This is a genomic window from Fructobacillus fructosus KCTC 3544 (assembly GCF_001438695.1).
GTDB classification, from domain to species: domain Bacteria; phylum Bacillota; class Bacilli; order Lactobacillales; family Lactobacillaceae; genus Fructobacillus; species Fructobacillus fructosus.
In genome coordinates this window covers 1-26,375 of record NZ_JQBH01000002.1, presented here as the reverse complement: position 1 = coordinate 26,375, position 26,375 = coordinate 1, and the positions used below count along the sequence as shown (strand labels likewise).

Annotated in this window: 25 protein-coding genes and 1 riboswitch; of the genes, 19 read left to right on the top strand and 6 right to left on the bottom strand. The window is 45.5% G+C overall.

Annotated features, from left to right (window positions below):
- Positions 1 to 32: 32 nt before the first annotated feature.
- The gene (locus tag IV71_RS01190; RefSeq protein ID WP_010691672.1) at positions 33 to 1,208 is read right to left on the bottom strand and encodes an ammonium transporter; all 1,176 of its coding nucleotides are present in this window, start codon (positions 1,206 to 1,208) and stop codon (positions 33 to 35) included.
- Positions 1,209 to 1,475: 267 nt separating this feature from the next.
- On the opposite strand from IV71_RS01190, the gene proB reads away from it, so the two are divergent.
- Genes proB through IV71_RS01175 form a run of 3 tightly spaced genes read left to right on the top strand, consistent with a single transcriptional unit; the run spans position 1,476 to position 3,960 of the window.
- Positions 1,476 to 2,261, top strand: coding sequence for a glutamate 5-kinase (proB, locus tag IV71_RS01185; protein WP_010691671.1), 786 nt, complete (start codon positions 1,476 to 1,478; stop codon positions 2,259 to 2,261).
- A 2-nt stretch (positions 2,262 to 2,263) separates the two neighbouring features.
- Positions 2,264 to 3,505, top strand: a complete 1,242-nt coding sequence (locus tag IV71_RS01180; RefSeq protein WP_010691670.1) for a glutamate-5-semialdehyde dehydrogenase — start codon at positions 2,264 to 2,266, stop codon at positions 3,503 to 3,505.
- Positions 3,506 to 3,519: 14 nt separating this feature from the next.
- Complete coding sequence (locus IV71_RS01175) at positions 3,520 to 3,960, top strand: GNAT family N-acetyltransferase (RefSeq protein WP_010691669.1); 441 nt, start codon at positions 3,520 to 3,522, stop codon at positions 3,958 to 3,960.
- Between the two features lie 55 nt (positions 3,961 to 4,015).
- Here the strand turns inward: IV71_RS01175 and dapF are convergent, their stop codons facing one another.
- Positions 4,016 to 4,999 carry a diaminopimelate epimerase gene (gene dapF / locus IV71_RS01170; protein ID WP_056994991.1) on the bottom strand — a complete coding sequence of 328 codons (984 nt, stop codon included), beginning with the start codon at positions 4,997 to 4,999 and terminating at the stop codon, positions 4,016 to 4,018.
- Entirely contained in the window at positions 4,992 to 6,365 is a 1,374-nt protein-coding gene (locus tag IV71_RS01165; RefSeq protein WP_010691667.1) for an aspartate kinase, read from the bottom strand. Before IV71_RS01165 ends, dapF begins: the two co-directional genes overlap by 8 nt.
- Before the next feature lie 173 nt (positions 6,366 to 6,538).
- Positions 6,539 to 6,717, top strand: a riboswitch (Lysine riboswitch).
- Positions 6,718 to 6,819: 102 nt separating this feature from the next.
- Between IV71_RS01165 and lysA the strand changes: the two genes are divergently transcribed.
- From lysA to IV71_RS01105, 12 genes are all read left to right on the top strand, one after another.
- Positions 6,820 to 8,142 (top strand): diaminopimelate decarboxylase, encoded by a 1,323-nt coding sequence (lysA, locus tag IV71_RS01160; RefSeq protein ID WP_010691665.1) that lies wholly within the window; start codon positions 6,820 to 6,822, stop codon positions 8,140 to 8,142.
- 38 nt (positions 8,143 to 8,180) lie between these two features.
- Positions 8,181 to 8,885 carry a 2,3,4,5-tetrahydropyridine-2,6-dicarboxylate N-acetyltransferase gene (dapD, locus tag IV71_RS01155; protein WP_010691663.1) on the top strand — a complete coding sequence of 235 codons (705 nt, stop codon included), beginning with the start codon at positions 8,181 to 8,183 and terminating at the stop codon, positions 8,883 to 8,885.
- Positions 8,886 to 8,889: 4 nt separating this feature from the next.
- Positions 8,890 to 10,047: an N-acetyldiaminopimelate deacetylase gene (locus tag IV71_RS01150; protein ID WP_010691662.1), complete on the top strand. Its 1,158-nt coding sequence runs from the start codon at positions 8,890 to 8,892 to the stop codon at positions 10,045 to 10,047.
- A gap of 1 nt (position 10,048) precedes the next feature.
- Complete coding sequence (gene dapA, locus IV71_RS01145; protein ID WP_010691661.1) at positions 10,049 to 10,933, top strand: 4-hydroxy-tetrahydrodipicolinate synthase; 885 nt, start codon at positions 10,049 to 10,051, stop codon at positions 10,931 to 10,933.
- A complete protein-coding gene (dapB, locus tag IV71_RS01140; RefSeq protein WP_010691659.1) occupies positions 10,930 to 11,700 on the top strand; it encodes a 4-hydroxy-tetrahydrodipicolinate reductase in 771 nt (256 codons plus the stop codon). Before dapA ends, dapB begins: the two co-directional genes overlap by 4 nt.
- A gap of 8 nt (positions 11,701 to 11,708) precedes the next feature.
- Positions 11,709 to 12,905 (top strand): aminotransferase class I/II-fold pyridoxal phosphate-dependent enzyme, encoded by a 1,197-nt coding sequence (locus IV71_RS01135; protein ID WP_338085894.1) that lies wholly within the window; start codon positions 11,709 to 11,711, stop codon positions 12,903 to 12,905.
- Positions 12,906 to 12,915: 10 nt separating this feature from the next.
- Positions 12,916 to 13,971, top strand: a complete 1,056-nt coding sequence (locus IV71_RS01130) for an aspartate-semialdehyde dehydrogenase (protein ID WP_010691657.1) — start codon at positions 12,916 to 12,918, stop codon at positions 13,969 to 13,971.
- Positions 13,972 to 14,226: 255 nt separating this feature from the next.
- Entirely contained in the window at positions 14,227 to 15,177 is a 951-nt protein-coding gene (locus IV71_RS01125; protein WP_010691656.1) for a phosphate/phosphite/phosphonate ABC transporter substrate-binding protein, read from the top strand.
- A gap of 90 nt (positions 15,178 to 15,267) precedes the next feature.
- Positions 15,268 to 16,065 (top strand): phosphonate ABC transporter ATP-binding protein, encoded by a 798-nt coding sequence (gene phnC, locus IV71_RS01120; protein WP_033444910.1) that lies wholly within the window; start codon positions 15,268 to 15,270, stop codon positions 16,063 to 16,065.
- Positions 16,065 to 16,847, top strand: coding sequence for a phosphonate ABC transporter, permease protein PhnE (gene phnE / locus IV71_RS01115; protein WP_010691651.1), 783 nt, complete (start codon positions 16,065 to 16,067; stop codon positions 16,845 to 16,847). The genes phnC and phnE (IV71_RS01115) overlap by 1 nt, the downstream gene beginning before the upstream one ends.
- Positions 16,844 to 17,638: a phosphonate ABC transporter, permease protein PhnE gene (phnE, locus tag IV71_RS01110; RefSeq protein WP_010691650.1), complete on the top strand. Its 795-nt coding sequence runs from the start codon at positions 16,844 to 16,846 to the stop codon at positions 17,636 to 17,638. The genes phnE (IV71_RS01115) and phnE (IV71_RS01110) overlap by 4 nt, the downstream gene beginning before the upstream one ends.
- A 39-nt stretch (positions 17,639 to 17,677) precedes the next feature.
- Positions 17,678 to 19,237, top strand: a complete 1,560-nt coding sequence (locus IV71_RS01105; RefSeq protein WP_010691649.1) for a bifunctional metallophosphatase/5'-nucleotidase — start codon at positions 17,678 to 17,680, stop codon at positions 19,235 to 19,237.
- A gap of 41 nt (positions 19,238 to 19,278) precedes the next feature.
- Here IV71_RS01105 and IV71_RS01100 read toward each other — a convergent pair whose 3' ends face one another.
- The gene (locus IV71_RS01100; RefSeq protein WP_056994990.1) at positions 19,279 to 19,809 is read right to left on the bottom strand and encodes a GNAT family N-acetyltransferase; all 531 of its coding nucleotides are present in this window, start codon (positions 19,807 to 19,809) and stop codon (positions 19,279 to 19,281) included.
- An 82-nt stretch (positions 19,810 to 19,891) separates the two neighbouring features.
- Positions 19,892 to 20,935, bottom strand: coding sequence for a lactonase family protein (locus IV71_RS01095; protein WP_010691648.1), 1,044 nt, complete (start codon positions 20,933 to 20,935; stop codon positions 19,892 to 19,894).
- A gap of 283 nt (positions 20,936 to 21,218) precedes the next feature.
- On the opposite strand from IV71_RS01095, the gene IV71_RS01090 reads away from it, so the two are divergent.
- The 3 genes from IV71_RS01090 (at position 21,219) to IV71_RS01080 (ending at position 24,900) form a co-directional block, all read left to right on the top strand.
- On the top strand, positions 21,219 to 21,953 hold the full coding sequence (locus IV71_RS01090; RefSeq protein ID WP_010691647.1) for a PspC-like choline-binding domain-containing protein: 735 nt from the start codon (positions 21,219 to 21,221) through the stop codon (positions 21,951 to 21,953).
- A 180-nt stretch (positions 21,954 to 22,133) separates the two neighbouring features.
- Positions 22,134 to 24,197 carry a DNA topoisomerase gene (locus IV71_RS01085; protein WP_010691646.1) on the top strand — a complete coding sequence of 688 codons (2,064 nt, stop codon included), beginning with the start codon at positions 22,134 to 22,136 and terminating at the stop codon, positions 24,195 to 24,197.
- 88 nt (positions 24,198 to 24,285) lie between these two features.
- On the top strand, positions 24,286 to 24,900 hold the full coding sequence (locus IV71_RS01080; RefSeq protein ID WP_176603701.1) for an SAP domain-containing protein: 615 nt from the start codon (positions 24,286 to 24,288) through the stop codon (positions 24,898 to 24,900).
- 206 nt (positions 24,901 to 25,106) lie between these two features.
- On the opposite strand, the gene IV71_RS01075 is transcribed toward IV71_RS01080, so the two are convergent.
- A complete protein-coding gene (locus IV71_RS01075) occupies positions 25,107 to 25,505 on the bottom strand; it encodes a type II toxin-antitoxin system HicB family antitoxin (RefSeq protein WP_010691644.1) in 399 nt (132 codons plus the stop codon).
- Between the two features lie 632 nt (positions 25,506 to 26,137).
- Here IV71_RS01075 and IV71_RS01070 point away from each other — a divergent pair.
- Positions 26,138 to 26,341: a hypothetical protein gene (locus tag IV71_RS01070; protein WP_056994989.1), complete on the top strand. Its 204-nt coding sequence runs from the start codon at positions 26,138 to 26,140 to the stop codon at positions 26,339 to 26,341.
- The last annotated feature ends 34 nt before the right edge of the window (positions 26,342 to 26,375 follow it).

Genomic DNA, 26,375 nt, shown 5'->3' with positions numbered 1-26,375 from the left:
CGATACGTTACTAGGATTTTTGTTTCACTCAATTAATTTAAGCCACGGTCTTCAATAGCTGCCGAGACACGGAGTGAGCCCTTGGTAAACAGCGAAACGACTTTTGCAAGGAGGTAGGAAAGAGCGGCGGTGAATGCAACCGTCAACAGAACAGCCAGGGCTTGTTCGCCCAGTAAAGTCCAATTGCCATGGATGACACCTTGGACGGGTGAGAAGAAGGATTTATCCGCGAAGATAGCGGTTAGTAAGGCGCCGAGGATGCCGCCCACACCGTGAATGCCGAAGGCATCGAGCGTGTCGTCATACTGACACTTCGTTTTCAAAGTTGCAAGTGACCAATAGATAACGGGCGCTGCAACCATACCAAAGAGCAAGGCTGCCCAAGGTGCCACAAATCCGGCTGCTGGTGTGATGGCAACTAATCCAGCTAGTGCACCGTTGAATAGGTCACTGATTGTGATGTTGCTTTGCTTTCGGTAGGCACAGTAAGAAAAGCCAAGAAGACCTGCGGCCGAGGCAATGGCACTGTTAAACATGGCCAGGATTCCCTGTCCGTTTGCGGCTAAGGCGGAACCACCATTGAATCCAAACCAACCGAGCCAAAGTAGGAGGCCGCCAATAAAGGTGTATGAACTTTTAGCGGGGATTACCTTCATATCGCGACGACGGCCAAGCAGCAGCGCTAAGACCAGTCCCGTCACACCGGACGAGATGTGGACAACGGTCCCGCCGGCAAAGTCAATGGCTCCCAGGCGTGCGATAAAGCCGTTATCCCAAACCATATGAGCTAAGGGCGCGTAAACAACGAGCAACCAGAAGCTGAGAAAGAGCAAAAGGGCCTTTGTTTTCATTCGACCAAGAACTGACCCAACAATAATGAGCACCGTAATCATGGCGAAGGTGCCTTGAAAGAAGGCGAAGAGGGCGTCTGGAATGGTTAGCTCACGTGTTGAATGAGTAAATGAAACGCCATTAAAGAAAAGTTGGTTGAACACTTTTGAAAAGTTCTCGCTACCGGTAAAGGCAAAGGAATAGCCGAAGGCAAACCAGAGGATACTGACTAGACCAATTATAATTAGACCGAGTCGCAACATGTATAAACGGTTCTTTTCATCAGCCACACCGGCATAAAAGAAAGCCAGTCCAGGGGTCATTAACCAAACTAAAAGTGATGATATCAATATAAAAGCAATGTCTCCAGCCTGCATAAGTCATTTCCTTTCGAAAGTTCTTGATTAACATTGTTTTTAGTTTACGTCTTTTTTTATTAGACCAATTAAATCTTGATAACTTTTCTAACATCCTACGATACGTAATTTTTAAAATAGTCTTGAATCGTCAGGCCGTTGATTGGTTTTGGAACGAACGATTGATTGCCACTCCTTTTAATGGCAGTCGAACGACTTTTTCTGAAATGATTAATTTAAGAATTGTTTACTGCTATAATTGAAAGAAAAACAATTGAGGGAAAGTTCATGGCAGATTGGCAACGTATTCTTGTAAAGGTTGGAACGAGCACCATTGTGGATTCGACTGGACAGGTAAACTATCCAGTCATTAACCGTTTAGCACAGGTGTTAACGACTTTGGAAAAAGATGGACACGAAATCCTTTTTGTCACTTCAGGGGCCATTGGGGTGGCCATTGATCAAATGGGACTCGACAGTCGGCCAAAGGAGATTCCGCAGCAACAAGCCTTAGCTGCCATTGGTCAGGGGTACTTAATGACTATCTATAATCAGGCTTTTTCTTTCTACCAGCAACTCATTGGTCAGGTCTTACTGACGTATGATGTCTTTGAAAACCCGGCGATGTTAGCTAATACGAAGGCTGCCATCAATGAGTTGCTGATGCAAAAGGTGATTCCAATTGTTAATGAAAACGATGTCATTGCTGTGGATGAACTTGATCACCAGCACTCTTTTGGTGATAACGATCGGTTGGCTGCCTTATTGGCAGAAGAAATGGGTGCTGATCTGATTGTCTTATCGGACGTGGATGCGCTGTATACTGCTAATCCGAACACCAATCCGCAGGCTAAGCCCTTACGAAAAATTCATGAAGTGACGGATGCCATCAGGCAAGCAGCCACTGGATCGACTTCTGGCCTCGGCACCGGCGGGATGGCAACCAAGTTGAAAGCGGCTGAGTACATGATGGCCCATGGTCGGGAAATGGCCCTTATCAACGGAAATAATCCAGAAAATATTCGTGCAGTGATTGAAGGTAAGGCAATTGGAACACATTTTCAAGGAGAATAAGCATGATGACGATGGAAACGATTGGGCAACAAGCAAAGGCTGCCAGCCAGGCGGTTGCCCAACTGAGTAACGAAGAGCGAAACCAGCTACTTCAAGCAATGGCAACGGCTTTGCTTAGCCAACAGGAAGAAATTATTCGGGCTAATGATGAAGACTTGGCGGCTGCTAGTGACTTGTCTGGTCCCATGCGGAATCGACTAACCGTTAATCAATTAGTGATTCAAGGCATCGCCGCGTCTCTGCGCGCGGTGGCGACTTTACCAGATCCACTAGCTGGGCCATATGATTCCTGGGAGCATTCAACGGGTTTTAAAATAACCAAGAAAACGGTCCCACTTGGTGTGGTGGCCATGATTTATGAAGCGCGTCCAAATGTGACGGTTGATGCCGCCGCCTTAGCCATTAAATCTGGTAACGCAGTTATTCTACGGGGTGGCAAGGAGGCCATTCGAACGAATAAAGTACTAGCAAAAGTCTTGCGGAACGTGCTGTCTGACAATGGGTTGAATCGTAACATCATTCAACTAATTGAAGATACCTCTCATGAGAGCGTTAACCAATTATTAGGTATGCGCAAGTACGTTGACGTACTTATTCCACGTGGTTCTAAAGCCTTTATTGACTTTGTTGTTCAAAATGCAACCGTTCCCGTGATTGAAACAGGTGCTGGCAATACCCATATTTTTGTGGATGAATCAGCAGATCAAGACCAAGCGATTTCAGTGATTACAAACGCTAAAACGTCAAAACCAGCAGTCTGTAATTCAGCCGAAAAGTTGCTGGTTCATGAGGCGATTGCGAAGGACTTTTTACCAAAGGTTGTGCAAACCCTGATTGAAAAAGGTGTTGAGTTGCGTGGTGATGAGCAGTCACGGACGATTGATACTCGAATTTTAGCAGCCAATGAAAAGGATTGGGATACGGAATATAACGATTTGATTATGGCTATCAAAGTTGTGAAGGACTGCGAGCAAGCTATCGACTGGATTAACGAGCACACAACCCATCATTCCGAAACAATTTTATCTGAAAACGTTCAAAATGTGACAAACTTTATGAATCAAGTGGACGCCGCCGTTGTTTATCAGAACGTTTCTTCTCGTTTCACGGATGGTTTTGAATTTGGCTTCGGTGCGGAAATCGGTATTTCAACGCAAAAACTGCATGCCCGCGGACCAATGGGACTTGCTGCACTAACCACCATTAAGTATGAAGTGTTTGGTGACGGACAAGTGAGAGAGTAAAAAAAGGATTTCACATGATTATTCGTTCAGCTGCAATAAGTGATGCCGTGTGGCTTCAAAAGATCAATCGACAAGCCCTAGGCTACGATCAGTCACTGGAATTTACTAAACAACAGCTCCAACTTACTTTGAATGATGCGAATCATTATCTAATTGCCGTTGCGGTCGACGAACGTAACGGGGAAGTAGTCGGTTATGTTCACGCGGAATTGTATCGTGAGTTGTACGCAGAAGATGCGATGAACGTACTTGCCTTAGCCGTGCAAAACGAACGACGAGGAACCGGCATTGGCCGACAGCTGATGAGGTGGTTATCAGAAGAAGCTGAAAAATTGCAAATATTGACGATACGTTTAAATTCGGGCATCGAACGAACGGCAGCGCATGACTTTTACCGACATATTGGCTTTACCGAGGTCAAAACACAAAAGAAATTCCTCAAGAAAATGAAATAATTAATTGAAAAAAGAGCGTCAGTCATCAAAACGGATGACTGGCGCTATTTTAACTTTAGTGGGGTAGATTGGCCACAAAACGGTTATAATTTGTTTCTTCTCCCGTTTGAACAGGCCTCAACTGGGCTAAATCAAAATGACCACTGGACAGGTATTCTTCTGGAATGGTGACTTTATCAATAAACGTTGCATTACCAATTAATTCAATCCATGGTTGTTCTTTATCTTGATGAATCCGTGTCTTTACCATGCCTCCCGGATTATAAATCGTCAGTTCCTTACTTACATCGACTAGTTCGGGATGAATCATGGAAAAGGCATAGGAAGTGGCGGACATACCGGTACCACAGGCGTTGGTAAAGCCGACGCCCCGTTCATAGGTATGAACGAATAAAATATTTTTGTCTAAAATTTTGGCGAAATTGACATTGACGCCATCCGGGAAGTAGGGATTTTCTGCATTCAAACGCTGACCCAGTTGACCGAGGGTATCCGTTAAGTCCTCATCCGTTTCAACAAAACTAATCAAATGGGGGTTGGGAACGGCAATGGCGGTAAAGTGTAGATAATCGTGTAAAACGGGAAGTTTTGTATCGAAGATTCTTTCCTTTTCCAAATGATCAAATGGGAAAGCTTTCTTGTTAAAGCGAATCGGTGAAATCTCAACCGAAAACGCCGGTACCCCGGGCACAAAGTCAGCTTCTCGTCGGACTTTTAAATCACTTTCAGCCGTTTCAACGGTAAAAGCCGTTTGGCCCTCGCGTTCTGATAAGTAGCGGGCCACCGTCCGTAATCCATTGCCACACATCGAAGCGATACTACCATCGGCATTAACGACTGTCATTTTGCCCAAGGGGCCTGCATGTGTTGGCTCATCGATGACGAGTAAGCCATCCGCACCAGGCCAATCGCCTTTTTTCTGACAAAGTTTTTGAGCAAGTTGGATTAACTGCTTTTGCGACAAGGGTGTTTCGAATAACGTTTGGTCTAAGAGATAAAAAGAATTATGTGATCCGTGGACATGGACAAGTTCAGTCATGGTTATCCTCCTGAAAAAAATGCTGGTAAATTGTGGCAACGGCGTGTTTGGCGTCCTTTTTCTTCGTACCAATCATGGCTGAAATTTGTGAGGCTCCTTGGTTAATCATGTTCACCTCGATACCATTCATCGTTAGGGCCGAAATGGCTTCAGCTACGGTTGTTGGCTTTAAAAACATACCCTCACCAACAATCATGATGATTGTGTAATCTTCAATCCATTGCATGGCATCCGGTTCAAGCGTTTCTTCGATATCGGCACAAAGTGCTTGAATTTTATCCTCCGTTAACTGCCGATTATCAAAAATAATGGTTAAATCGTCAATTCCAGAAGGCATGTGTTCATAAGAGATGTTATAGCGGTAAAAAATTTGCAGTAATTTGAGCGTCAAACCGACCTCTTGGTTTAGTAAGTAGCGGTGCAAGTACAAGGCTGAAAAGTGATCAGAATTGCTGACACCGGTGATGGGGTGGCTGGGGTGAAAGTCATGTTCGGGAATGATTCGTGTTCCAGGATCATTGGGACGGTTTGTATTCTTAACATTGATGGTGACCTGTCCTTGAATGGCAGGAATAATGGCTTCATCGTTAAAAACGGAAAAGCCGGCATAGGAAAGCTCTCGCATTTCACGATACGTCATTTGTTCGATGGCGACTGGTCGGTCGACGATGTTCGGATTCGCTGCGTAAACCGAAGAGACGTCCGTAAAGTTTTCGTACAAATGAACACCAAACCCTCTAGCCACAATGGAGCCAGTAATGTCCGAACCACCACGAGCGAAGGTGGCAATATCGCCTTTTTTGGTCACGCCATAAAAGCCAGGAATCACCAAGATTTCATCGTCACTTATTTTGAAATGTTTTATGTTGGTATAGCTTTCTTCTGTAATGGTTGCACTATCGGGTTGTCCGGTCACAACCAACCCAAGTTCGGCTGGGTCCACAAAGCGAGCCCGCTGACCCAGTTTTTGCAAAATAAGCGCCATTAGCATCGCGTTTAATTTCTCACCATGGGCCTTAAAATAAGCAAGACGGTCATTTCCCTTCCCTGCAAAGAGATGGGGTAACTGGATGATTGTCTCACGAATTGTTTTGAAATCACTGGGTGATAGCTTAAAATACTGAGCAATCGCTTCGTATCTCGCGACCAGTGTTTTTTGAATGTTTTCAATATTTTGGTCTAGTTCTGATAAAGTCGCGTATTGGATTAAGAGATCGGTGACCTTTTGATCATTTTCGTCTCGTTTACCTGGTGCAGAAACCACCACAATCCGACGCTCATGATTCGCCATGATAATCTGAGTAACTTTCTCATACTGTGGTCCGTTCGCTAGGGAAGAACCCCCAAATTTCACAACCCTTGTCATTTTCTCATGCTCCTTTTGTTTTTAATTTGTTTGCATTGTATCAGCACTTTTTGAGAAAACAACTTGAAAAAAGAACTAAAAACCGTCCTTTTTTGTGGCGGTATATGAAGAAAAATGATTAAAAATTTTTAATAAAAAGGGTTGACGAGATTAAAAAATTAGTTTACTATTTGAGACATCGAAGAGGTTGCAACCGCGATGAGTAAGTTAGTCGAGTTCCTGTGTGGACAACGACGCTAACCGAAAGGCAAGGTTGCCGAAGCGCTTCAGCTACACAGGCTGGGGTAAGCTGGGACATCGTTCAATAGGCGATGGACTGTCACGATTTAATCGTGTTGCGCTTTCGACATTTGAAACCAGTTAATTTTTTGTGAACCATTGGATTCTCTTGTATGAAGTGTTAACCACTTCGTACAGGAGTTTTTTTTATGCCATTTTGACAAGGAGAGAACGGATGAACGAACAAATACAGGGAAATCAAATCAACGCTTCAGGCCATTTGACGATTGGCGGCTGTGATGCCGTGGCTCTAGCAGACGAGTACGGCACACCGGTTCTCGTCTACGATACGGCAAAAATACGCCACCAAATTCGAGCTTTCCAAGAGGTCTTCGAAGAAAACGAAGTCGATTACGCCGTTTGTTACGCCAGTAAGGCCTTTGCCAATACGGCCATGTACCAACTCGTCAACCAAATGAATGGGCATGTCGATGTCGTGTCAGCAGGCGAGATTCAAATGGCCCTGCATGCAGGTTTTCCAGCAAAGAAAATGACTTTTCATGGCAATAATAAATCCGAAGAGGAGCTGCGACTGGCTTTAAAAGTCGGAATCGGGCTCATTGCCTTAGACAATTTTCATGAAATTGCCTTGTTACATCGTTTACTAGAGGAAACAGGAGGACGGGCTAACGTCATTCTACGCATCACACCAGGGATTTCGGCCCACACCCATGAGTACATTCAAACCGGACAGGTTGATAGTAAGTTTGGCTTTGACTTGGCTTCCGGGCAAGCTGATGAAGCCTTACAAAGAGTTTTACAAGAACCAAGGATGACCATGCTTGGGATTCACGCCCACATCGGTTCACAAATCTTTGAATTAGCGGGTTTTGAAGGGGCAAGCGAAAAGTTAGTCGACTTGGCCGCCCGGTGGGCAAGGGATTATGGCTATCAAACCAAAATTTTAAATGTTGGGGGCGGTTTTGGCATTCGCTATGTGAGTGCCGATCGACCACTTGCTCCACAAGACTTTGTCAATCTAATTATTCAAACTGTTAAACAGCGGACAAGGTCGTTGAACATCCCCACACCCGGCATTTGGATTGAACCGGGCCGGTCCATTGTCGGTCCTGCTGGCTACAGTCTTTACACGGTTGGGGCACGAAAGGATGTGCAGGGAATTCGTTCATACCTCGCCGTTGACGGTGGGATGGGCGATAACATTCGACCCGCTCTCTATGATGCTAAGTATGAAGCTGTTTTGGCCAACAATCCGTTGGCACCAGTAATGGAGACGGTTAGAGTGGCCGGTAAATATTGTGAATCAGGAGATGTTTTAATTCAGGAACAAGCCTTGCCGCAAACGAAGCCCGGCGACATTTTGGCAATTTTGAATACCGGAGCCTATGGCTATTCAATGGCCTCCAATTACAACTTGAATGTTAAGCCAGCGGTTGTCTTTGTCGAAAACGGTCGAAGTACCCTAGTCACACGCCGTGAACGAATTGACGATCTTGAACGACTTGATTTTAATTTGGATGGTAGCTCACGAGCATAGTCTTTTATAGAAGAAAACGAAGAAAAGAGGGAAGAACAATGACAGAAACGAACGCAGAAGAAATTATCCAATACATTGGTTCCGCAAAGAAGAAAACACCGACAAAAGCATATATTAAAGGCAATTTAAGTAAGTTGACTTATCCAAATACGGTGAAAGTTTTTGGTGATGACCGGGTGGCAACGGTTTTTGGTGACTGGACCGACCTGGCTGTGGTTTTGAAGCAGGAGGGCGTTACCGATTACGAAATTGAAAACAACGCACGTAATTCGGCCGTGCCCCTCCTTGATTTAAAGAACATTAATGCCCGGATTGAACCAGGGACGGTCATTCGAGACCAGGTCACAATCGGTCACAATGCGGTGATCATGATGGGGGCAGTTATCAACATTGGCTGTGAAATCGGCGAAAATTCCATGATTGACATGGGTGTTGTCATGGGTGGCCGGGCCATTGTTGGCAAGCACGCTCACATCGGTGCAGGCGCCGTCTTGGCAGGGGTTATTGAGCCTGCTTCCGCCCAGCCTGTCGTCATTGAAGACAATGTCTTAATCGGGGCCAATGCCGTTGTGATTGAAGGCGTTCGAGTTGGTGAGGGGGCAGTTGTTGCCGCTGGTTCCATCGTGACGAAGGATGTTATGCCACACACCGTGGTAGCTGGTAATCCTGCCCGCAAAGTCAAGGACGTTGATGCACAGACCGAGTCAAAGACGACTTTGGAAGATGATTTAAGAAAGTTGTGATGCTATGTTAACCGAAAACGATCTGATTCAGATTCGCCGTGATTTACACCAAATTCCCGAATTGGCTTTGGCCGAGCACGAAACACATGCCTATTTATTCGATAAGGTGCGCTCTTTTAATCAGGAGCACCTAACGATTCGAGAAATTGAAGAACTTCCGACTACTTTATTGGTTCGAATTGCTGGTTCCAAGCCAAAGCGAACCATTGGCTACCGTGCCGATATCGATGCTTTGCCTGTTACGGAGGACACCGATTTGCCTTTTGCTTCAACTCATGAAGGGCGGATGCACGCTTGTGGTCATGACATGCACATGACAGTCGCCCTTGGTTTAATCGCTTATTTTGCCGAAAACCAGCCAGAAGATAATCTTCTCTTCTTTTTTCAACCAGCAGAGGAAGAAGAAAACGGTGGGTTACTTGCGTATGAACGCGGTGTCTTTGAAGAAGAATGGCGGCCTGATGAATTTTACGCCCTTCACGATACTCCGAACTTGCCCGCCGGCACAATTGGATGCCGGATGGGGACCTTATTCGCTGGGTCTGCCGAAGTCGATATCGACTTTATCGGTAAAAGTGGTCACGCTGCCTTTCCACAGGATGCCAACGACATGGTCGTGGCCGCTGCAGCCTTTATTGGACAGATTCAAAGCATTGTTGCCCGTCGGATTGATCCCATCCGGTCTGGTGTCATCACCTTTGGCCGTTTCAACGCCGGTAGCATTCGAAATGTAATTGCTGGCTCTGCCCGCTTGGAAGGCACCATTCGTGGCTTGGAACAGACGATGTTAGTTGACTTAATGGAACAAATTAACGCGATTGCTCAAGGGATTGCCAAGAGTTACGGTTGTCAGGTCGTGCCAACCTTCACGCAGGGCGGCTATCTTCCCGTGGAGAACACATCGGAACTGACAAAGAATTTCATCGATTTCATGCAGGCTAAGCACCCTGAGCAATTCAAGCTGACGGAACCAGCGATGACTGGTGAGGACTTTGGGTACTTATTATCAAAAATTCCCGGCACCATGTTTTGGCTGGGGGTTGAGGATGAACATCCATTGCACGCTGCGACTTTTTCGCCAAAGGAAGAAGCACTGGCACCTGCTGTTTCAACGATTCGCGACTTTTTAACGTTCCGCATGTTGCAGGAAGAAGGAGAATGATATGTTTGAAAATGCCGATTTAATGACCGCTATTGTGACCCCGTTTGATGAAAACAACCAAATTGACTTTGCTAGCCTAGCCGCCCTAACGGAACGGTATCTCGAAGAAGGACACCGTGGCTTTGTAATTGGTGGTACGACGGGTGAAACGCCTACCTTGAGTCACGCAGAAAAGTTGGCTCTTTACCAAGGCTTTGCCGAAATTGTGAACGGTCGAGTACCCATCATTGCTGGTACGGGTTCGAACAACACGGCCGAAACCATTGCCTTTACAAAAGAAGTGAGTCAAATTTCTGGTATCGATGCCGCCTTGGTGGTGGTTCCTTACTATAACAAACCTGATCAGCGGCGGATGATGGCGCACTACCTGGCGGTTGCCGAAGAGGGAGGGTTACCAGTTGTGATGTATAACGTTCCCGGTCGAACGGCCGTGACGATGCAAAACGACACCATTGTCGCACTCTCTGCCCACCCAAACATCGTGGGTGTTAAGCAGTGTACTAGCATGGCGGATTTAGAATACTTAGTTGACCATGTAAAAGACGACTTCGCGGTCTACTCTGGTGAGGACGCCCAAGCACTCTTTGCCCTGGTGATTGGCGCACGTGGTGTTATTTCCGTGGCTTCCCATCTTTATGGGAGTCAAATGCGGGGCATGTATGATGCCTTCTACGCTGGCAACTTTCAAGAAGCCGGTCGATTGCAGCGTTGGCTGACCCCAAAGATGGCGGCCTTGTTCATGTACCCATCCCCAGCGCCCGTCAAAGCAATGCTGAATGCAGCCGGCTACCAAGTTGGCGCCTGCCGGTTACCAATTCTACCGCTTGATGAAAATGAACAAGCACACTTACTTGATGCGTTGAAGACAGAAGGAGCATTTTCATGATTAAAGTCATTGTCGCCGGTTTCTTAGGTTCCATGGGCCAGCAAGCCATTCAAACGATTACCCAGCAAAAGTCCATGACGATTGTGGCGGTTTATTCTCCCCACGCCGACCAACAGGCAACGGCCTACGGTCTGGACGAAAGCGTACAAGTTTACCAGCAATTGTCCGAAATTGACGTGCCGGCGGATGTCTGGCTTGACTTCACGACTCCCGCGGCCGTGTTTGAGAACACACGCTTCGCCATTGAGCATGGCATCCAGCCCGTCATTGGAACCACTGGCTTAAGCGATGCTGAAGAAGACGAGCTACTGTCGTTGTCAAAAGAAAAGGGCGTCGCTGGTTTAATTGTCCCCAACTTCTCTTTGTCGGCCGTTTTGTTAATGAAGTTTTCGGAGGAGGCTGCCCATTACTTCTCCGAAGTGGAAGTGATTGAAATGCATCATGAGGATAAAAAGGATGCGCCTTCCGGAACGGCTTTCATGACGGCCAAACGAATCGACCAGGTACGCCGAGCACACGAACAGGGTGCCTCAAAAGAGACACTTCCCGGTGCCCGCGGGGCAGATTACCATGGAATCCGGATTCATGCCGTTCGCTTGCCGGGCTACGTTGCTCATGAACAAGTCCTGTTTGGTGGCGAAGGGGAAGCGCTGACGATACGCCAAGATAGTTTCAGCCGTTCGTCATTCATGAAGGGTGTTGTGCTGGCCATTGAAAAAGTCGGACAGTTGGACCAACTATGCGTTGGTCTTGAACACGTCATGTAAAGGAGAGAATGTCTAATATGCCAGAATTACTAAAGACGCTCCAGAAAAGTTATAACCAGCGACTCGATTTGGTCAAGGCTTCCAAGATTCGTTCCTTCGATAACCAAGTTTCCAATATTCCTGGATTGGTGAAGCTAACGATTGGGGAACCCGATTTGGATACCCCTGCCCACATCAAACAAGCCGTTGTTTCCGCAATGGACCAAAACCAAACCCATTACACGGCACAGGCGGGAACCAAACAGCTTCAATCAGCCATCACTGGATACCTAAGGCGCAACCATGGCTTGAATTATCAAGACGAAACGGACATTTTGGTTACGGTTGGTGCTACTGAGGCCATTTATGGCGTACTCGAAACCTTAATCAATCCCGGTGATCAGTTCATTATTCCAACACCCGCCTTTGCCCTTTACGAGCCCATCATCACGCTGCTTGGTGGGGAAGTGATTGACATCGATACCTCAACCAGCGACTTTAAATTGGATCCCACCATTTTGGAAAAGACGTTGGCCGAAAATAAAAGGGTTAAGGCAGTCATGCTCAGTTACCCGAACAATCCTTCGGGTGTGACTTTGTCAGAAGAAGAAGTGCATGCACTGGCCCAGGTGGTGAAGAATCGCGATCTTTTCGTTATCACGGATGAGATTTATAGTGATTTGACTTATGACCAGCGGCCCTATTCCATTGCCCGGGACTTGCCGGAGCAAACCGTCTATATTTCGGGCGTTTCCAAATCTTACGCCATGACCGGCTGGCGGGTTGGCTTTGTGGCAGCGCCTGCTGCTTTCATCGACCGACTTCGAAAAGTGCACGCCTTCATGGTGACCTGCCCATCATCCATTGATCAAGCGGCCGCCGCCGAAGCCTTTGAAAACGGCGACGCCGACATTGAAGCCATGCTTGCGACATACCAAGAGCGGCGTGACGTTCTTTATCAGGGCTTGACTGACATTGGACTCAAAGCACTCTATCCTGACGGAGCCTTCTACTTGTTCGTGAAGATCCCCGAACAGTTCGGAAATGACGACGAAGCCTTTGCTCTGCACATGGCCCAGATTGCCAAAGTCGGACTGATTCCTGGCTCTGCCTTTGGGAAAGGGGGCCGCGGGTACGTCCGGCTGTCCTATGCTGCTTCAATGACCAACATCAAGGAGGCGTTGAGAAGGATAAGAACGGCGCTTTCGACAGGATTACTAAACTAGGAGAAGAGAAATGAAAACATACACCGTCGCTATTCTTGGCGCAACAGGCGCCGTTGGCACCCGTCTAATCGAACAGCTCGAGCAATCAACGATTCCGGTCGGAACCATCAAACTTCTCGCTTCAGCGCAATCAGCTGGAAAGACCTTGCCTTTTAAGGGAAAAGCCGTTGTGATTGAGGAGGCAACAGCTGACGCCTTTGACGGTGTTGACATTGTCTTGGCCTCTGCAGGAGGCGCCGTTTCCAAGCGTTTATTACCGGAAGCGATGAAACGCGGGGCGGTCTGCATTGATAACACATCCGCCTTCCGAATGGACCCAACGGTTCCACTGGTTGTCCCAGAGGTGAATCCGGAACAACTCCGAAATCACCAGGGAATCATTGCCAACCCGAACTGTTCGACCATTCAAATGGTCGTGGCCTTGAAACCAATTTTCGAACGTTTTGGCTTAAAACAGATCATTGTTTCCACTTATCAAGCAGCCTCCGGAGCAGGGCAATCTGCTCTTAACGAATTCTTCCAAGAAAGCCGTGATTATCTTGCCGGAAAGGAAATGACGGCCAATATTTTACCAACAGCCAGTGACAAAAAACACTATCCATTGGCCTTTAACCTCCTGCCACAGATTGATGTCTTCGAAGAAGATGGTTACACCCATGAAGAGTGGAAGATGATTCATGAGACAAAGAAGATTTTGTTGAACGACATGGATGCCGAAGACCTTAAAGTGACGGCAACCTGTGTTCGGGTTCCTGTACCCATTTCACACGGTGAATCCGTCTACATTGAAGTGAACGATGAAAAGGCAACCGCACAAGCGATTCGCTCAGTTCTTTCTGCAGGGGAGGGTCTGGTCCTCCAAGGCGATTCCAGTCAGCAGCTCTACCCGCAGCCACTAACAGCTGAGGGAAAGCGTGAAACGTTTGTTGGACGTGTTCGAGCTGATCAAGAGAATCCAAACGCCTTTCACCTCTGGGTTGTTTCGGATAACTTACTCAAGGGAGCGGCATGGAATACGGTCGAAATTGCTGAACGTTTGGTTGCCGAAAAGCTATTAAAAAACTGATAAAAAAGTCGAGCACATTTGCTCGACTTTTTTAGTGCTCAATAATCGAAAATGTTCGGTATTCACTGATTATTATATAAATTTTAATTTAATGTTCGCTTATTTTTGATTTAAATTTCAAATATTGGGTTGATTGTCCGCTAAAAATACGTGATACTGTTTAAGTACCGAACGAAAATCGTTTGGGGGAATATTTTCGAGCATAAACACGAACAATATAAACAAGATGTTGTTTATTTAGGAGAGAAAAGGAACATGAAAAAATTTCTTGTCGCTGCTGCTGTTTTCGTCATTGTGATTGGTGGTTTCTTCGCCTTTACCATGGGTGGAAAAAAATCAGATTCGAGCCAATCATCTAGTAAGACCGAATCTAAAATGGACTTAAAGGAACTGAACGTTCAGTTCACTCCCTCCATTAATTCTGGTACTTTGCTGGCAAAAGCCAAGCCATTGGAAACACTTTTGAGTAAGCAACTGGGCATTCCGGTTCACGTTTCGCTATCAACGGATACAAACTCCATGATTGAAGCCATGGGTTCAAAGAAGATTGACATGGGCTTCTTGTCACCCGATGCTTACGTCACTGCGCATAAGCAGTATGGTACCAAAGTCATTTTGCAATCGACACGTTACGGCATCAAAGACGACAACACTGGTGGTTCAACGGGTAAGTTAGTTGACCACTATAAGTCCATGATCATCGTTAAGAAAGACTCAAACATCAAGTCGGCAAAGGATTTGAAGGGTAAGAAGATTGCGGTGCAGAGCCCAACATCGGCTGCTGGCTATGTCTATCCAATTGACGAATTGAACAAGAAGGGCATCAACGTAATTAAAGATTCAACACTCGTTCAAATTAAGGGACATGATCAAGCTGTTCTGTCCGTTTTGAATGGCGACACAGATGCCGCCTTTATCTTTGGGGATGCTCGAAACGTTGTGAAGAAGGACCAACCGGACGTCTTTGATAAGACACGCATTCTGTACACGACGGACAACATTCCAAACGATACCATTTCCCTTCGGAAGGGCGTTTCATCGGCGGATTCAAAAAAGATTGCAGAAGCAATGAAAGAAATCGCCAAGACGGATGAAGGAAAGCAAATCCTGCATAACATCTATTCATGGGATGGTGTTTCCGATTCCAAGGATGCTAATTTTGATACAGTTCGCAAGCACAATCAACAGATTGAAAAGTTGCGCTAATCACTAATAAAGTCTTAGATGGTTACCGCCGATTGGCTGGTAGCCATTTTATATGAAAAAAACGCTGGTAGCAGCGCTGAAGAGGTTCTTATGTTAGACAAAAAGGGAAACATTGAGTTAAAAGACGTATCGAAGGTTTATCCAAACGGGGTCGTTGGGTTAAAGGACGTTAACCTGACCATTGGCCATGGTGAATTCGTCATGATTGTTGGGTTATCGGGTTCTGGTAAATCGACTTTGCTACGGGCCATCAACCGGCTTCACGATGTCACGGAAGGTGCGATTCTTATTGATGGTCAAGACATCACGAAGGCGTCAGGTGATAAGCTCCACAAGATTCGTCGCTCGGCTGCCATGATTTTCCAAAATTACAACCTAGTGAAGACCTCTTCGGTCTACCGTAACGTGATGTCGGGACGAGTAGGTTACTATCCAGCCTGGCAAGCCGCTTTTGGCCTTTTTAAGAAGGAAGACCAGGAAATGGCCGCTGCGAACCTGGCCCGGGTCAACCTGCTTGATAAGTACTACGTCAAGGCAAGGGACCTCTCCGGGGGTCAGCAACAGCGTGTTGGCATTGCCCGAGCGCTCATGCAGGAACCCTCGGTTATTCTGGCGGACGAACCCGTTTCCGGGTTGGATCCGAAGACGACAAAAGTCGTTATGAACGATTTGAAGAAATTAAATGAAGAAGATGGCATGACCATCATTCTAAACGTTCACTCCATCGGCTTGGCCTTGAAGTATGCCAGTCGCATTGTCGGCCTAAAGGAGGGTCAGATTATTTACGACAAGCCAATTGCCGAAGTGGACAAACGCGACTTTAAGGAAATCTACCGGGAAGCGGGGGATGACCACGCAACGGCGACTGACGAGGCGGAGGAAGATTAATGAACAAATCGATACCAAAACGCCCATTTATGAAGGAGTGGCACGTCACGGGTTTTACGGTCTTTTTGCTGCTTTTCATCGCTGTGGTGCTATCCGCTCAAGCCACTCAGGTCGGGCAGGACTTTTCAATGGAGCAGTTTGCTGATCTTTGGATTAAAATGGCAAACCCAGACTGGTCTTATCTGCCAAGGGTGTTGACTCCCTTAGCTCAAACCGTGCAGATGGCCATCGTGGGAACCTTAATTGGCGGCATTGCCGCCATTCCGTTCGCTTTTTTAGCCGCCAGTAACATTGTGCGGAACGCTTTTGTTCGGGGCATCATTCGCTTTGTGATGAACCTGATTCGCTCCATTCCACAAATGCTGTTAGCTGCGCTATTCGTCGCTGTTGTCGGCATTGGGACCTTGTCTGGTGTCTTGGCCTTGGCCGTTTTCTCGTTTGGGATGATGTTTAAGTTACTGTACGAGGCCATTGAAACGGTTGACCAAGGACCAATCGAAGCCATGCGGGCGGCCGGCGGTAAACGCTCCCAGGTCATTGTTTTCGCCGTCATCCCTCAGGTCTTAAACCAATACTTGTCTTTCTTCCTCTACACACTGGAAATCAACGTTCGCGCTTCGGCCGTGCTTGGTTATCTGGGTGCTGGTGGGATTGGCTTATACTTGAACACAACTTTGGACACATTCCGCTACGATCAAACATCCGTCGTGATTCTAGCCATCTTAGTGGTTATTGTCCTGGTCGATGCACTGTCAAATAAACTCAGGGAGGCGCTCTCATGATGGTTCAAAAACGCTCATTATCTAGTCGCCTGAAGCCCTATGCGGCAGGAGTCATTGCCTTAATCATTGTTATTTGGGCCTTTTCAGGAATTGAGTTTAAGGGCATGAAGGATTCAGCCGGCCAGATTTTAGGCGCCATTTTTGCTGGTCTTTTTAATCCTGATTGGTCCTATGTTTACAGTGGCCATGGGGAAGACCTCATCTCGGCACTGTTTGAAACGCTAGCAATCGCCTTTCTTGGCACCATTATTTCGTCATTCATTGCCGTTCCTTTCGCCTTTTGGGCAGCGAAAACGAGTAAGAAATTTTCCGTCCGGTCAACCACTGGTAAATTCTTATTAACACTGATTCGTGTTTTTCCTGAACTTGTTTTAGCCATTATGTTCATTAAAGCCGTTGGGCCAGGAGCCTTTGCCGGTGTCTTGGCAATGGGGGTCCACTCAATTGGAATGATGGGAAAACTCTTCTCTGAAGCAATTGAAAACATTGATCGCGGTCCGGAAGAAGCCATCATTTCAGCAGGTGGGAACCGGCTCGATGCATTAAGTTGGGCGACTTTACCAGCCGTCTTACCGGAATTCATTAACTTCACCCTTTACCGGTTTGAGATTGCCGTCCGTTCAGCTTCCATTCTTGGAATTGTTGGTGCGGGTGGTGTCGGGGCTCCTTTGATTTTCGCCCTGTCTAACCGTTCTTGGTCACGCGTTGGGATCATTTTGATTGGCATCATCTTAATGGTGACGGTCATTGATTGGTTATCCGGTGCCATTCGAAAGCACCTACTGAAATAAAAAAGGGCAAGCAGGTGTTGCTTTCTAGAGGAGAACAAGATGAATTTACAGATTCTTTCGACATCGGATAGTCATACTTTTTGGTGGGGAGAGGAAACCATTGCAAAGGACGTTGCGGCACCATACGGATTGTTTCGGGCAGCAAGTGTGCTTTCGACAATGACGAAAGATGCCGAAAAAAACGGCGATTTTCTAATTAAAATTGACAATGGTGACTTCATTCAGGGACCCTTGCTGGGAAACTACATTGCTGAATCGGCCCCTGATCAGGCAACGATTTTCAGTGAGTTGCCCAAGCAAATCGCCTATGACGTTCGCACGTTAGGTAACCATGAATTCAACTTTGGAATCGACTATCTAAAGAAGATTTTTGAAGACGATCAGACACTATTAAACGCCAATGTGCTGGATAAAAAAACCGGTCAACCATTTATCGGGCAACCCTACAAAATCTTTGAAAAAAAAGGTAAAAAAGTCGCCGTCATTGGTTTAACAACCAAGTACGTGCCGAACTGGGAAAAGCCTGAAAACATTCGAGGAATCGAATTTGTTGATCCTGTTCAAGTGGCCAAAAAATTGATTAAACAATTAGAAAGTCGTGTCGACGCCATCGTCATTGCCTATCATGGTGGCTTTGCCAGGGATTTGACGACCGATGCCATCCTTGAACCCGAAACGGGAGAAAACCAGGGGAATCAGTTACTGAAACTTCCTGGATTATCTGCCTTAGTTACGGGGCATCAACACCGCCAAATTGCCGGAGTTTACAACGGTGTCCCGGTTAGTCAGCCTGGCTATCGTGCTGAAGCCGTGGGGCAACTAACCATCCCTTTTACTGATGAAAAAAATCAGAAGGGGCAAACACAACCGGCGGTCGCTAACCTGGTTCACACGAATAATTGGCCAGAAGATGCCAAACTACTGGCACAGTATCAGTCATTAAAACAAGAGTTGGATGCTTGGCTCGACCAAGTCCTCGCGAATTCCGGAATCGACCTGACCATACAGTCAGTCCCCCGGGCCCGTCAAACGGGACATCCCTTTGTTGACTTGATTAATCACATCCAACTGGAAGCCACTGGGGCCGATCTCTCAGCGACCGCACTTTTCAATGATGAAGTGGCTGGTTTCGGCCACACCATCACACGGCGTAGCATTTTGGGTAATTATCCCTTTCCCAATACACTGGTTACAATCGCCATGACTGGAAAGCAAGTCCAGAAAGCACTTGAAACCAATGCAGCTTATTTTACCCTTATCGATCAGCAAATCGCTGTCAACCCGGCTTACCACCTTTCAAAGAAACAAGACTATAATTACGATCTTTGGCTAGGACTGGACTACCGTTTTGACCTCACTAAACCCATCGGTCAACGGGTGACGATTGAGGCCATCCAACAACAGCCCTTTGATCCTTATAAAACCTATCGAATCGTTGTCAATAACTACCGTGCCACGGGGGCCGGTAACCAAGTCTTTAAGGAAGGAAAAGTCCTATCGGAAGGCAGGCAAACCATCAGTGAACTGATTGAAAATTATTTTCAAAATCACGACGAGATCTTCTCGACTAAACAAAGACATTTTCACATTGACTATTAAAAAAGTCCGGTATGCAATACCGGACTTTTTGTTTCATATTGTTATAGCTCTGAAAAGGGGAGAAAGGGTTGCGGTTTGTCATCTTTTGACAAGCGTTTTTGTAACCAGTAAGTGTCTAACCACTGACCGTCTTTGAAGCCAATTTTTTGAAAGTTTGCCACAATGGCATACCCCATGTGCTGGTGAAAGGCAATGCTGTTTTGGTTCTTGCCAGTCACACAGGCCGTTACGGTGACAACGTGCTGCTTTTTTAAAAGTTCTTCGATGGCGAGATAGAGCGCCTTGCCAACGCCCTTTTTCTGAGCCGCTTGACTGACGTAGACACTCACTTCAGCTGCCCATTGGTAAGCTGCGCGTTCACCATAGGGATGGGCATAGGCGTAACCAAGGATTTGGCCGTCTTCCACCACCACCAGGTAAGGGTAAGCAATGAGTGTCTGTTTAATTCGCCTTTCAAATTCAGCAACCGAGGGGACTTCATATTCAAAACTCGTTGTATTTTGTTGAACATATGGTCGATAAATGGCCACTAGTTCTTGCGCATCGGTTACTTTTGCCGTTCGAATGAACATTTGTCTTCTCCCTCAGGTAATTTATCCCTATTCTACTAAAAGAAATATAAAAAAAGCAAAAGGATTCAATCCTTTTGCTAGCTTACAGACGGCGCATGACACACGTGCCTTCAGGAACGGCGAAATCTTTTTGGCAAAGCGTGAGGCGGCCAGTGACTTGATCACGCTCAAAAAGGGCCATGTTATCAGAGTTTTGGTTGGCGACAATCAACAGACTTTCATCAGCACTGAAGTTAAAGTCGCGCGGGAATTCTCCCTCGCTCGGCGTCCGTTCCACCAGGGCCAGTTCACCATCCCCAACAATCGCAAAGACAGCAATGGAATCGTGGCCACGGTTTGTGATGTAGACAAAGCGCTGATCGTGGCTAATCTTGATTGCCGCAGCGCCGTTGTGCGCTGTCCAATCGGATGGAATCGTGGAATAGGTGTTTAAAATCGCTAGCGAACCATCCTGAGGATTATAGCGAACGACCGAGACTTGGCTGGCCAGCTCTCCAACGAGGTAGCCTAGGTTCGTTTCATTCACAAAGGAAATGTTTCGTGGACCAAAACCAGGGGTTGTTTTCAGTTCGGAAACCGCTGTTAGTTTACCTTCGTCTGAAATATCATAAACGTGCACGCGGTCCGTTCCCAAATCACAAACAATCAAGCGACCGTCCGGTGTTAGGTTAGCATAGTGGGGGTGGGCACCATCAGCCTGCTGTGGTCGTGGCCCAACGTCCCCAAGACTTTGTACACGGTCAGCTAGACGAAGGCGACCATCGTCTTGAATTGCGTAGACCGAAACGTAGCCCATGTGGTAGTTGGCCGTGAAGACTAACTGTCGCTCTTCATCAATCGCCACGTAGGCATCTGACGTGCCCGTTTCGATTTCTTCTTGTAACAGTTCGGCTGGTGTCTGGTTAAAGTCAAAAGTCGCCACACCACCACGCAGGTCGGGTTCTTCCATGTTCCGGTCAACGGCATAGACGATGTGTTTCTTTGACTCAGCCAAGTAGGTTGGACTATCAATCTTGGCCACTAAGTGGGCGTTCTCCAAGACCTTGCGGTCCGTATCGAGATCGACCTCAAAAATTCCTTCACTATCGTTAATGGTATAAGTACCGATTAAAAACTTTTCAATCATGGGCTACCTCCTGTTCAATACTGAACATATCTTCGATTTATGTATATTGTACGCTAGTTGGACCCATTAGGGGAGGGGGGAGTTATTAAAACAAAAGAATGTGTCCTGGATCAGGTAGTTACACGTCGTTAATGTATAAGAAAAAATAACGTTATTGTCTATTCTATTAAAACGAACGAAAGGAACACTTTTTCCATAAAGAATTTGCTATAACAATGGAGTAGAGTTTTTTTGGAAAGATACTTGTGATAATTAAAACAAATAAAAAAGAAAGAGGCACTAAATGTTATTGAGAAAAAAGAAAACAGTTAAGACAATGCTGATTGGGCTACTGGCTCTCGCAGCTCTGGTTATCACATTGTCTGCTGGAAAAGCCAGCGCCGATGATACTCGAAGCGGTTACGTCTACTCACCAAACGTGTCGACAGCTAACGGTGGTTGGAATTGGCTGGAGAACGGTCACCCATACACTGGCTTCCGCTACCATGCTGGAACCTACTACTGGTTCGTTAACGGTGTGCGCCAAAATGAGGGTTGGCGCCAGGCGTGGGGCTTAACTTACTATACAGACCAAGATGGTCGCGCAGTTCAAGGAACACGCGTTATTGATGGTAAAGTCGCCAACTTTGGAACCGATAATACCTACTACGAACGTCCAGTGCAAGGCTATGTCTGGGATGGTTCAGCTGAAAACGGTGGCTACCGTTGGTATGAAAATGGTCAGCTCTTTACTGGTTTCCGTTACTATGCAGGAACCTATTACTGGTTCGTTAACGGTGTCCGCCAAAACGAAGGCTGGCGCCAAGCATGGGGACTGACCTACTATACGGATCCGGATGGCCGCGCAGTCCAGGGTTACCAAAATATTCACGGCACAACGTATTACTTTGGTAACGATAATACTTACTATATGCGTAATCCCCAAACGAATGAGCCCCTTAATCCAGGATTCGGTGGTGCCTACTTGAGTCCAACCGAACATGGCTGGGTACCAAATCTTGAGGTAGATGCCAATTAAAGCAGTGTTGTGAAGGTAACACTGCTTTTTTTATCAAAAGGGATGCTCGCTGACACCATGCTATAATCAGATGATGCAAACAAGTTAGAGAAGCGGTGTTGTTTCAGCAGCACCGCTTTTCTTATATAATGGTTATAGCATCAGTCCAAAAGAGCACTAAATTCATCCTAGGAGGTCAACATGCCACGTTACTTAATCATCACAGAAAAGCCGAGTGCACGCAAAAATTTTGCGAAGGCACTCGGCGGGCAACGTGGCCATTTGGCCGATTACGACTTTGAACTGACAAATTTACGTGGTCATCTGATGACCTTGAAGGAACCGGAGCAACAGGTATCAGCCGATTTAAAAGATAAGTATGCCTCTTGGAAATTAAAGGATCTACCATGGAACCTAAGCGATTTATCATGGAAGCGTACTTATATTAAGGCCTATAATTCGCATAGTAAACGGACTGAAAGCACTAAGAAAATCATCGATGAACTAAAGTCGCAAGCAAAAAACACCGACGGGCTGATTATCGCGACCGATACCGATCCGTCGGGGGAGGGGGACTTGCTTGCCTGGGAAGCCATTGATGCTATTCAGTGGCAGGGGCCCGTTTTCCGTGCGACTTTTACAGATGAAAGTTCCAAAAGTTTGATTAATGCGCTGACCCACCTTCAGCCAATCGAAAGTAAAGCCACCCACAGCGCTTACCAGAAAGGACTGGCCCGAAACAAATGGGACTTTGCTTCCATGCAGCTCACCCGTGCCGCCACTACCTTAACCAAAAAAGAAGGCTATCCAATCGTGTCACGACAGGGCCGGCTGAAATCAGCGATGCTCTTGCGAATTTATCAGCAACTGCAGGCCATCCAAAACTACGTGAAAGTGCCATACTTTGAGTATCGCTTTAAGGATGATCAGGGGAATGTTTATGCTCGAAAAGTAGACGTAAAAGCCGAAACGGTACCTTTTCGTTTTCCAAGTGAAGCCGCGTTAAAGGACAACGAGCATTTTAACAAACAGTCAGCCGTTCAAGAGGATTCCCGTAAGAATAAAGTCACCCGGCCACCCAAGCTCCTCGATTTGTCTTCGTTATCGGCCATTCTGGCCAAAGAGGGCTTCAAGGCTAAGGAAGTTCTGACAACCTATCAAAAGCTCTACGAGGCACAGATTGTCTCCTATCCCCGTACGGAAGACAAGACAATTACCAAAGAACAGTTTAACGACATGCTGCCATTAGTAGACAAAATTGCCGCAGTTGTTCATGCCGACAGTAGTCAACTCACGCACCGCACACCACGGCCGACCCACGTTCAAGACAAGGGCGCCCACGGGGCCAACCGACCAGGTCCTAAGGTACCGACGTCTTTGGATGCACTTCAATCCTATGGTCCTTCAGCCAAGCGAATCTACCAAGTACTTGGTAAGAACTTCTTGGCCATGTTCGCAGAAGATTACCGTTACCAGCAAATTATCGGGTCATTAGTGGACTACCCAGCCTTCAAAACCACCGTTAACACGCCGATTGCAATGGGCTGGAAACAGATTTATGACGATCAAAATGCCGATCAAGAAAGTGAGACAACAACCAAGCAATTAGGTACAACAGGGCATCTTTTTGTTTATGAAGGGCAAAACCCAAAGCCTGCAACACCAACTTGGAAGTGGCTCAAGACTTTCCTTGAAAAATATAACATTGGAACCGGTGCCACACGAACCAGCACCTATGGCGAACTCTCCAGTGGCCAAAAAGCCTATATTCAAGACAAAAAGGGTAAAATCACTCTCACAAACGACGGTATCGCCGTCGCCATCATGGCTCAAAACACCTGGTTGGCACACCCCAAAACCACCAAACGAGTCTTTGACATCTTCGACCAGGTTGGCAAGTTCGAAATGACCGCCGACCAAGCCCTTGATTCCATCGTCAAAACCGTTGACCACGACATCCCAGTCATGGCCGAAAACGCTAAATTACTTAAACAAGCGCTCGGCGAACCTAAGAAAAGAACCCGTAAAAAAGTCGCGCCCAAAGACAAAATCACTGGTATCTGGCGTGGCCAAGATGTGACCTTCACCAGTGAATTTTCCGGACACAAATTTACGCCAGAAGAGGTGCAAGCCTTACTAAACGATCAAACCATTTCCTTCAGAGCTAAAAGCAAGCGAGGAAAGGTACTTAATATCTCAGGAAAACTGGCGAACCAGGTCTACCGTAAACGTAAGTACGTGGGCTTTAAGCCAGAGTTTAAGTGAGAAAGTAGTGATAAGAAAGATTCAAACAATAAAAGTTAACTCATGAAAGGATGTGATTGACGTGGTAAGACCGGAATTTAATCGATATATGAATGCAAATGAGTTTAATAAATATTATTGGTATAAGACTGAATTGCAAGAAATTTGTCGACGTTATCACTTACCAACATATGGGACAAAGTATGAATTAACGCTCTATATCACTGCTCTTTTAGAAGGAAAAGCAGTGGATCAAATAAAGCCAGTCAGAATTAGTAGAAGAAGTAAAAAAAGACTGAATGCCAGTGACATTACAGTATCGACCCCAATATTAGATTCCGGATTCAGTTTGAATAACGAAGCAAGAAAATTCTTTTGTCGTTACTATGATCTTGATAAATTTTCGTTTACAAAATCAATGGGAATCAAAATGCGCGAAATTGAAAAAAGTAATGACAAAAAGGCAACAGTACAAGACTTAATCCAAGCTTATGAAAATAAAGAATCAAGTTATCAATCCAGAAGCGAAGAAGAAAAAACCTATCAATGGAATAATTTTGTGAAAGATTTTAGACAAGATCCAAATTCAACTAACTTTAAATCTCCCATGAAGGTTGCAGCCATCCTATGGAAACATGTAAAAAACAGTGACTCTGATAAAACATATAATATGAATTTAATTCGTCAACATTATGACGAAATAAAATCATACTTAAAAGAATAAATAAGTTACTAAAAGCTATGATGTAAAGGATTGCTTGGTAAGGAACAACATCAAGAGTTAATAGTTACAAGTAAAAGTTAATTTAATGGGATTTAAGAAATAATCAAATGTGAAGCGTTAATCAATAGCCGGTTAATGCTTTTTCTTTGAGTAAGCAAGGTAAAAGAAAAGCACATGAATCGAAAGGGAAACATGTGCAAATTTTTTTAGCTTAACTTTTTTTGAAGAGCATCTACTAACACACGGGAAAAATTGATGTTATGCTCTTTCGCCAATTCATTCAAACGGCTAGGAATCGTCAACGTTTTCTTAACCAAACGATTATCGTGTTTTCGGATATAGTCATCAATATCAATATCAATCAGAGTGACCAATGAATTGGGGTCTTTAACAGTTGGTAGACTTTCATTAGAAGGGGGAAGAGACTCACCAGTATCTAAATTATCGATAGCCATCTCACCAATGTAACTTCTAGCCATTTCTAATGCTTCTTCAATCGTGTTTCCTTCAGTGAAACCATCAACATCAGGAATTTCAACAAAATAGCGATAATCATCACTGTCAGTTCGTTTAATGATAATAGGATAAATAACAATATTAGCCATAATAAAAAGACCTCCTTGTTTTTAAAATATAAAGGATCACGAGTATAGCTAGCCTAAATGCCATGCTTTTTAAACAACGCCATTGCCAATTTATCATTGAATTTTGGGTGTCGAGGTAATCTTTCGGTATCCCTACCGTCACTTGATTGCCAAATATCATGATTAGCCCCGTGCCTTTTCAACGACCAGCCTGCATTTTTAAAGCGTTGCTCGACTGCTCTTCGTTGCATTGATTCGTTCCCTTCATGTAATCTTATCACATTACAAATACGTGTTCAATACGTGTAATATTCTGCTAAAAAAAACAGTTTAATTGTTATTTCGACCAATTAAACAGAAAAATCGAACTAATCAAACACTTTAAATAATATTACGTAAAAATTCTTTATAAATATAAAAATAAGCTTCTAGCCATCAGAAGAGAGAAAAATTTTCAACATACTGGCAGTTTTCAGGACACCGCTTTATTGATGAGGAAGTTGAAATGCTTTAGCTGGAACAACAATCCATTTTGAGGCTAAGAGTAGTAAAGAAAAGATCTATCAAGCAGAAGGCTTGCTTAAAGAACAAATTTACAAAGAGAACAAGTATATTGGCTTTAGCTTGAATAAAAAATAAGGAGGTTAAGTATTATGAATCAATCAATTACTAAGAAGTTGGCGCAACAAAAGGCTAAGGAAGAGAGGGCTAAGCTTCAGTTATCAAGAGCCAAAGCTGAGTCAAAAAAGATACGTGATGAGATCATGATTTTCCTTGGTGAGGACGTTTTGAAGCAGCTTCACACCGATGACGTTGAACTTGCTTTCAATGAGGTTGCTCGTATGTCAATAAGTTAGACACTTTTTTTACATCACTAGGTTCGATTCATAG

Bases quoted from the DNA above. Each gene is read 5' to 3' on its own strand.
- IV71_RS01190 (WP_010691672.1), bottom strand. From the start codon at position 1,208: ATGCAGGCTGGAGACATTGCTTTTATATTGATATCATCACTTTTAGTT.
- proB (WP_010691671.1), top strand. From the start codon at position 1,476: ATGGCAGATTGGCAACGTATTCTTGTAAAGGTTGGAACGAGCACCATT.
- IV71_RS01180 (WP_010691670.1), top strand. From the start codon at position 2,264: ATGATGACGATGGAAACGATTGGGCAACAAGCAAAGGCTGCCAGCCAG.
- IV71_RS01175 (WP_010691669.1), top strand. From the start codon at position 3,520: ATGATTATTCGTTCAGCTGCAATAAGTGATGCCGTGTGGCTTCAAAAG.
- dapF (WP_056994991.1), bottom strand. From the start codon at position 4,999: ATGACTGAACTTGTCCATGTCCACGGATCACATAATTCTTTTTATCTC.
- IV71_RS01165 (WP_010691667.1), bottom strand. From the start codon at position 6,365: ATGACAAGGGTTGTGAAATTTGGGGGTTCTTCCCTAGCGAACGGACCA.
- lysA (WP_010691665.1), top strand. From the start codon at position 6,820: ATGAACGAACAAATACAGGGAAATCAAATCAACGCTTCAGGCCATTTG.
- dapD (WP_010691663.1), top strand. From the start codon at position 8,181: ATGACAGAAACGAACGCAGAAGAAATTATCCAATACATTGGTTCCGCA.
- IV71_RS01150 (WP_010691662.1), top strand. From the start codon at position 8,890: ATGTTAACCGAAAACGATCTGATTCAGATTCGCCGTGATTTACACCAA.
- dapA (WP_010691661.1), top strand. From the start codon at position 10,049: ATGTTTGAAAATGCCGATTTAATGACCGCTATTGTGACCCCGTTTGAT.
- dapB (WP_010691659.1), top strand. From the start codon at position 10,930: ATGATTAAAGTCATTGTCGCCGGTTTCTTAGGTTCCATGGGCCAGCAA.
- IV71_RS01135 (WP_338085894.1), top strand. From the start codon at position 11,709: ATGTCTAATATGCCAGAATTACTAAAGACGCTCCAGAAAAGTTATAAC.
- IV71_RS01130 (WP_010691657.1), top strand. From the start codon at position 12,916: ATGAAAACATACACCGTCGCTATTCTTGGCGCAACAGGCGCCGTTGGC.
- IV71_RS01125 (WP_010691656.1), top strand. From the start codon at position 14,227: ATGAAAAAATTTCTTGTCGCTGCTGCTGTTTTCGTCATTGTGATTGGT.
- phnC (WP_033444910.1), top strand. From the start codon at position 15,268: ATGTTAGACAAAAAGGGAAACATTGAGTTAAAAGACGTATCGAAGGTT.
- phnE (WP_010691651.1), top strand. From the start codon at position 16,065: ATGAACAAATCGATACCAAAACGCCCATTTATGAAGGAGTGGCACGTC.
- phnE (WP_010691650.1), top strand. From the start codon at position 16,844: ATGATGGTTCAAAAACGCTCATTATCTAGTCGCCTGAAGCCCTATGCG.
- IV71_RS01105 (WP_010691649.1), top strand. From the start codon at position 17,678: ATGAATTTACAGATTCTTTCGACATCGGATAGTCATACTTTTTGGTGG.
- IV71_RS01100 (WP_056994990.1), bottom strand. From the start codon at position 19,809: ATGTTCATTCGAACGGCAAAAGTAACCGATGCGCAAGAACTAGTGGCC.
- IV71_RS01095 (WP_010691648.1), bottom strand. From the start codon at position 20,935: ATGATTGAAAAGTTTTTAATCGGTACTTATACCATTAACGATAGTGAA.
- IV71_RS01090 (WP_010691647.1), top strand. From the start codon at position 21,219: ATGTTATTGAGAAAAAAGAAAACAGTTAAGACAATGCTGATTGGGCTA.
- IV71_RS01085 (WP_010691646.1), top strand. From the start codon at position 22,134: ATGCCACGTTACTTAATCATCACAGAAAAGCCGAGTGCACGCAAAAAT.
- IV71_RS01080 (WP_176603701.1), top strand. From the start codon at position 24,286: ATGAATGCAAATGAGTTTAATAAATATTATTGGTATAAGACTGAATTG.
- IV71_RS01075 (WP_010691644.1), bottom strand. From the start codon at position 25,505: ATGGCTAATATTGTTATTTATCCTATTATCATTAAACGAACTGACAGT.
- IV71_RS01070 (WP_056994989.1), top strand. From the start codon at position 26,138: ATGAATCAATCAATTACTAAGAAGTTGGCGCAACAAAAGGCTAAGGAA.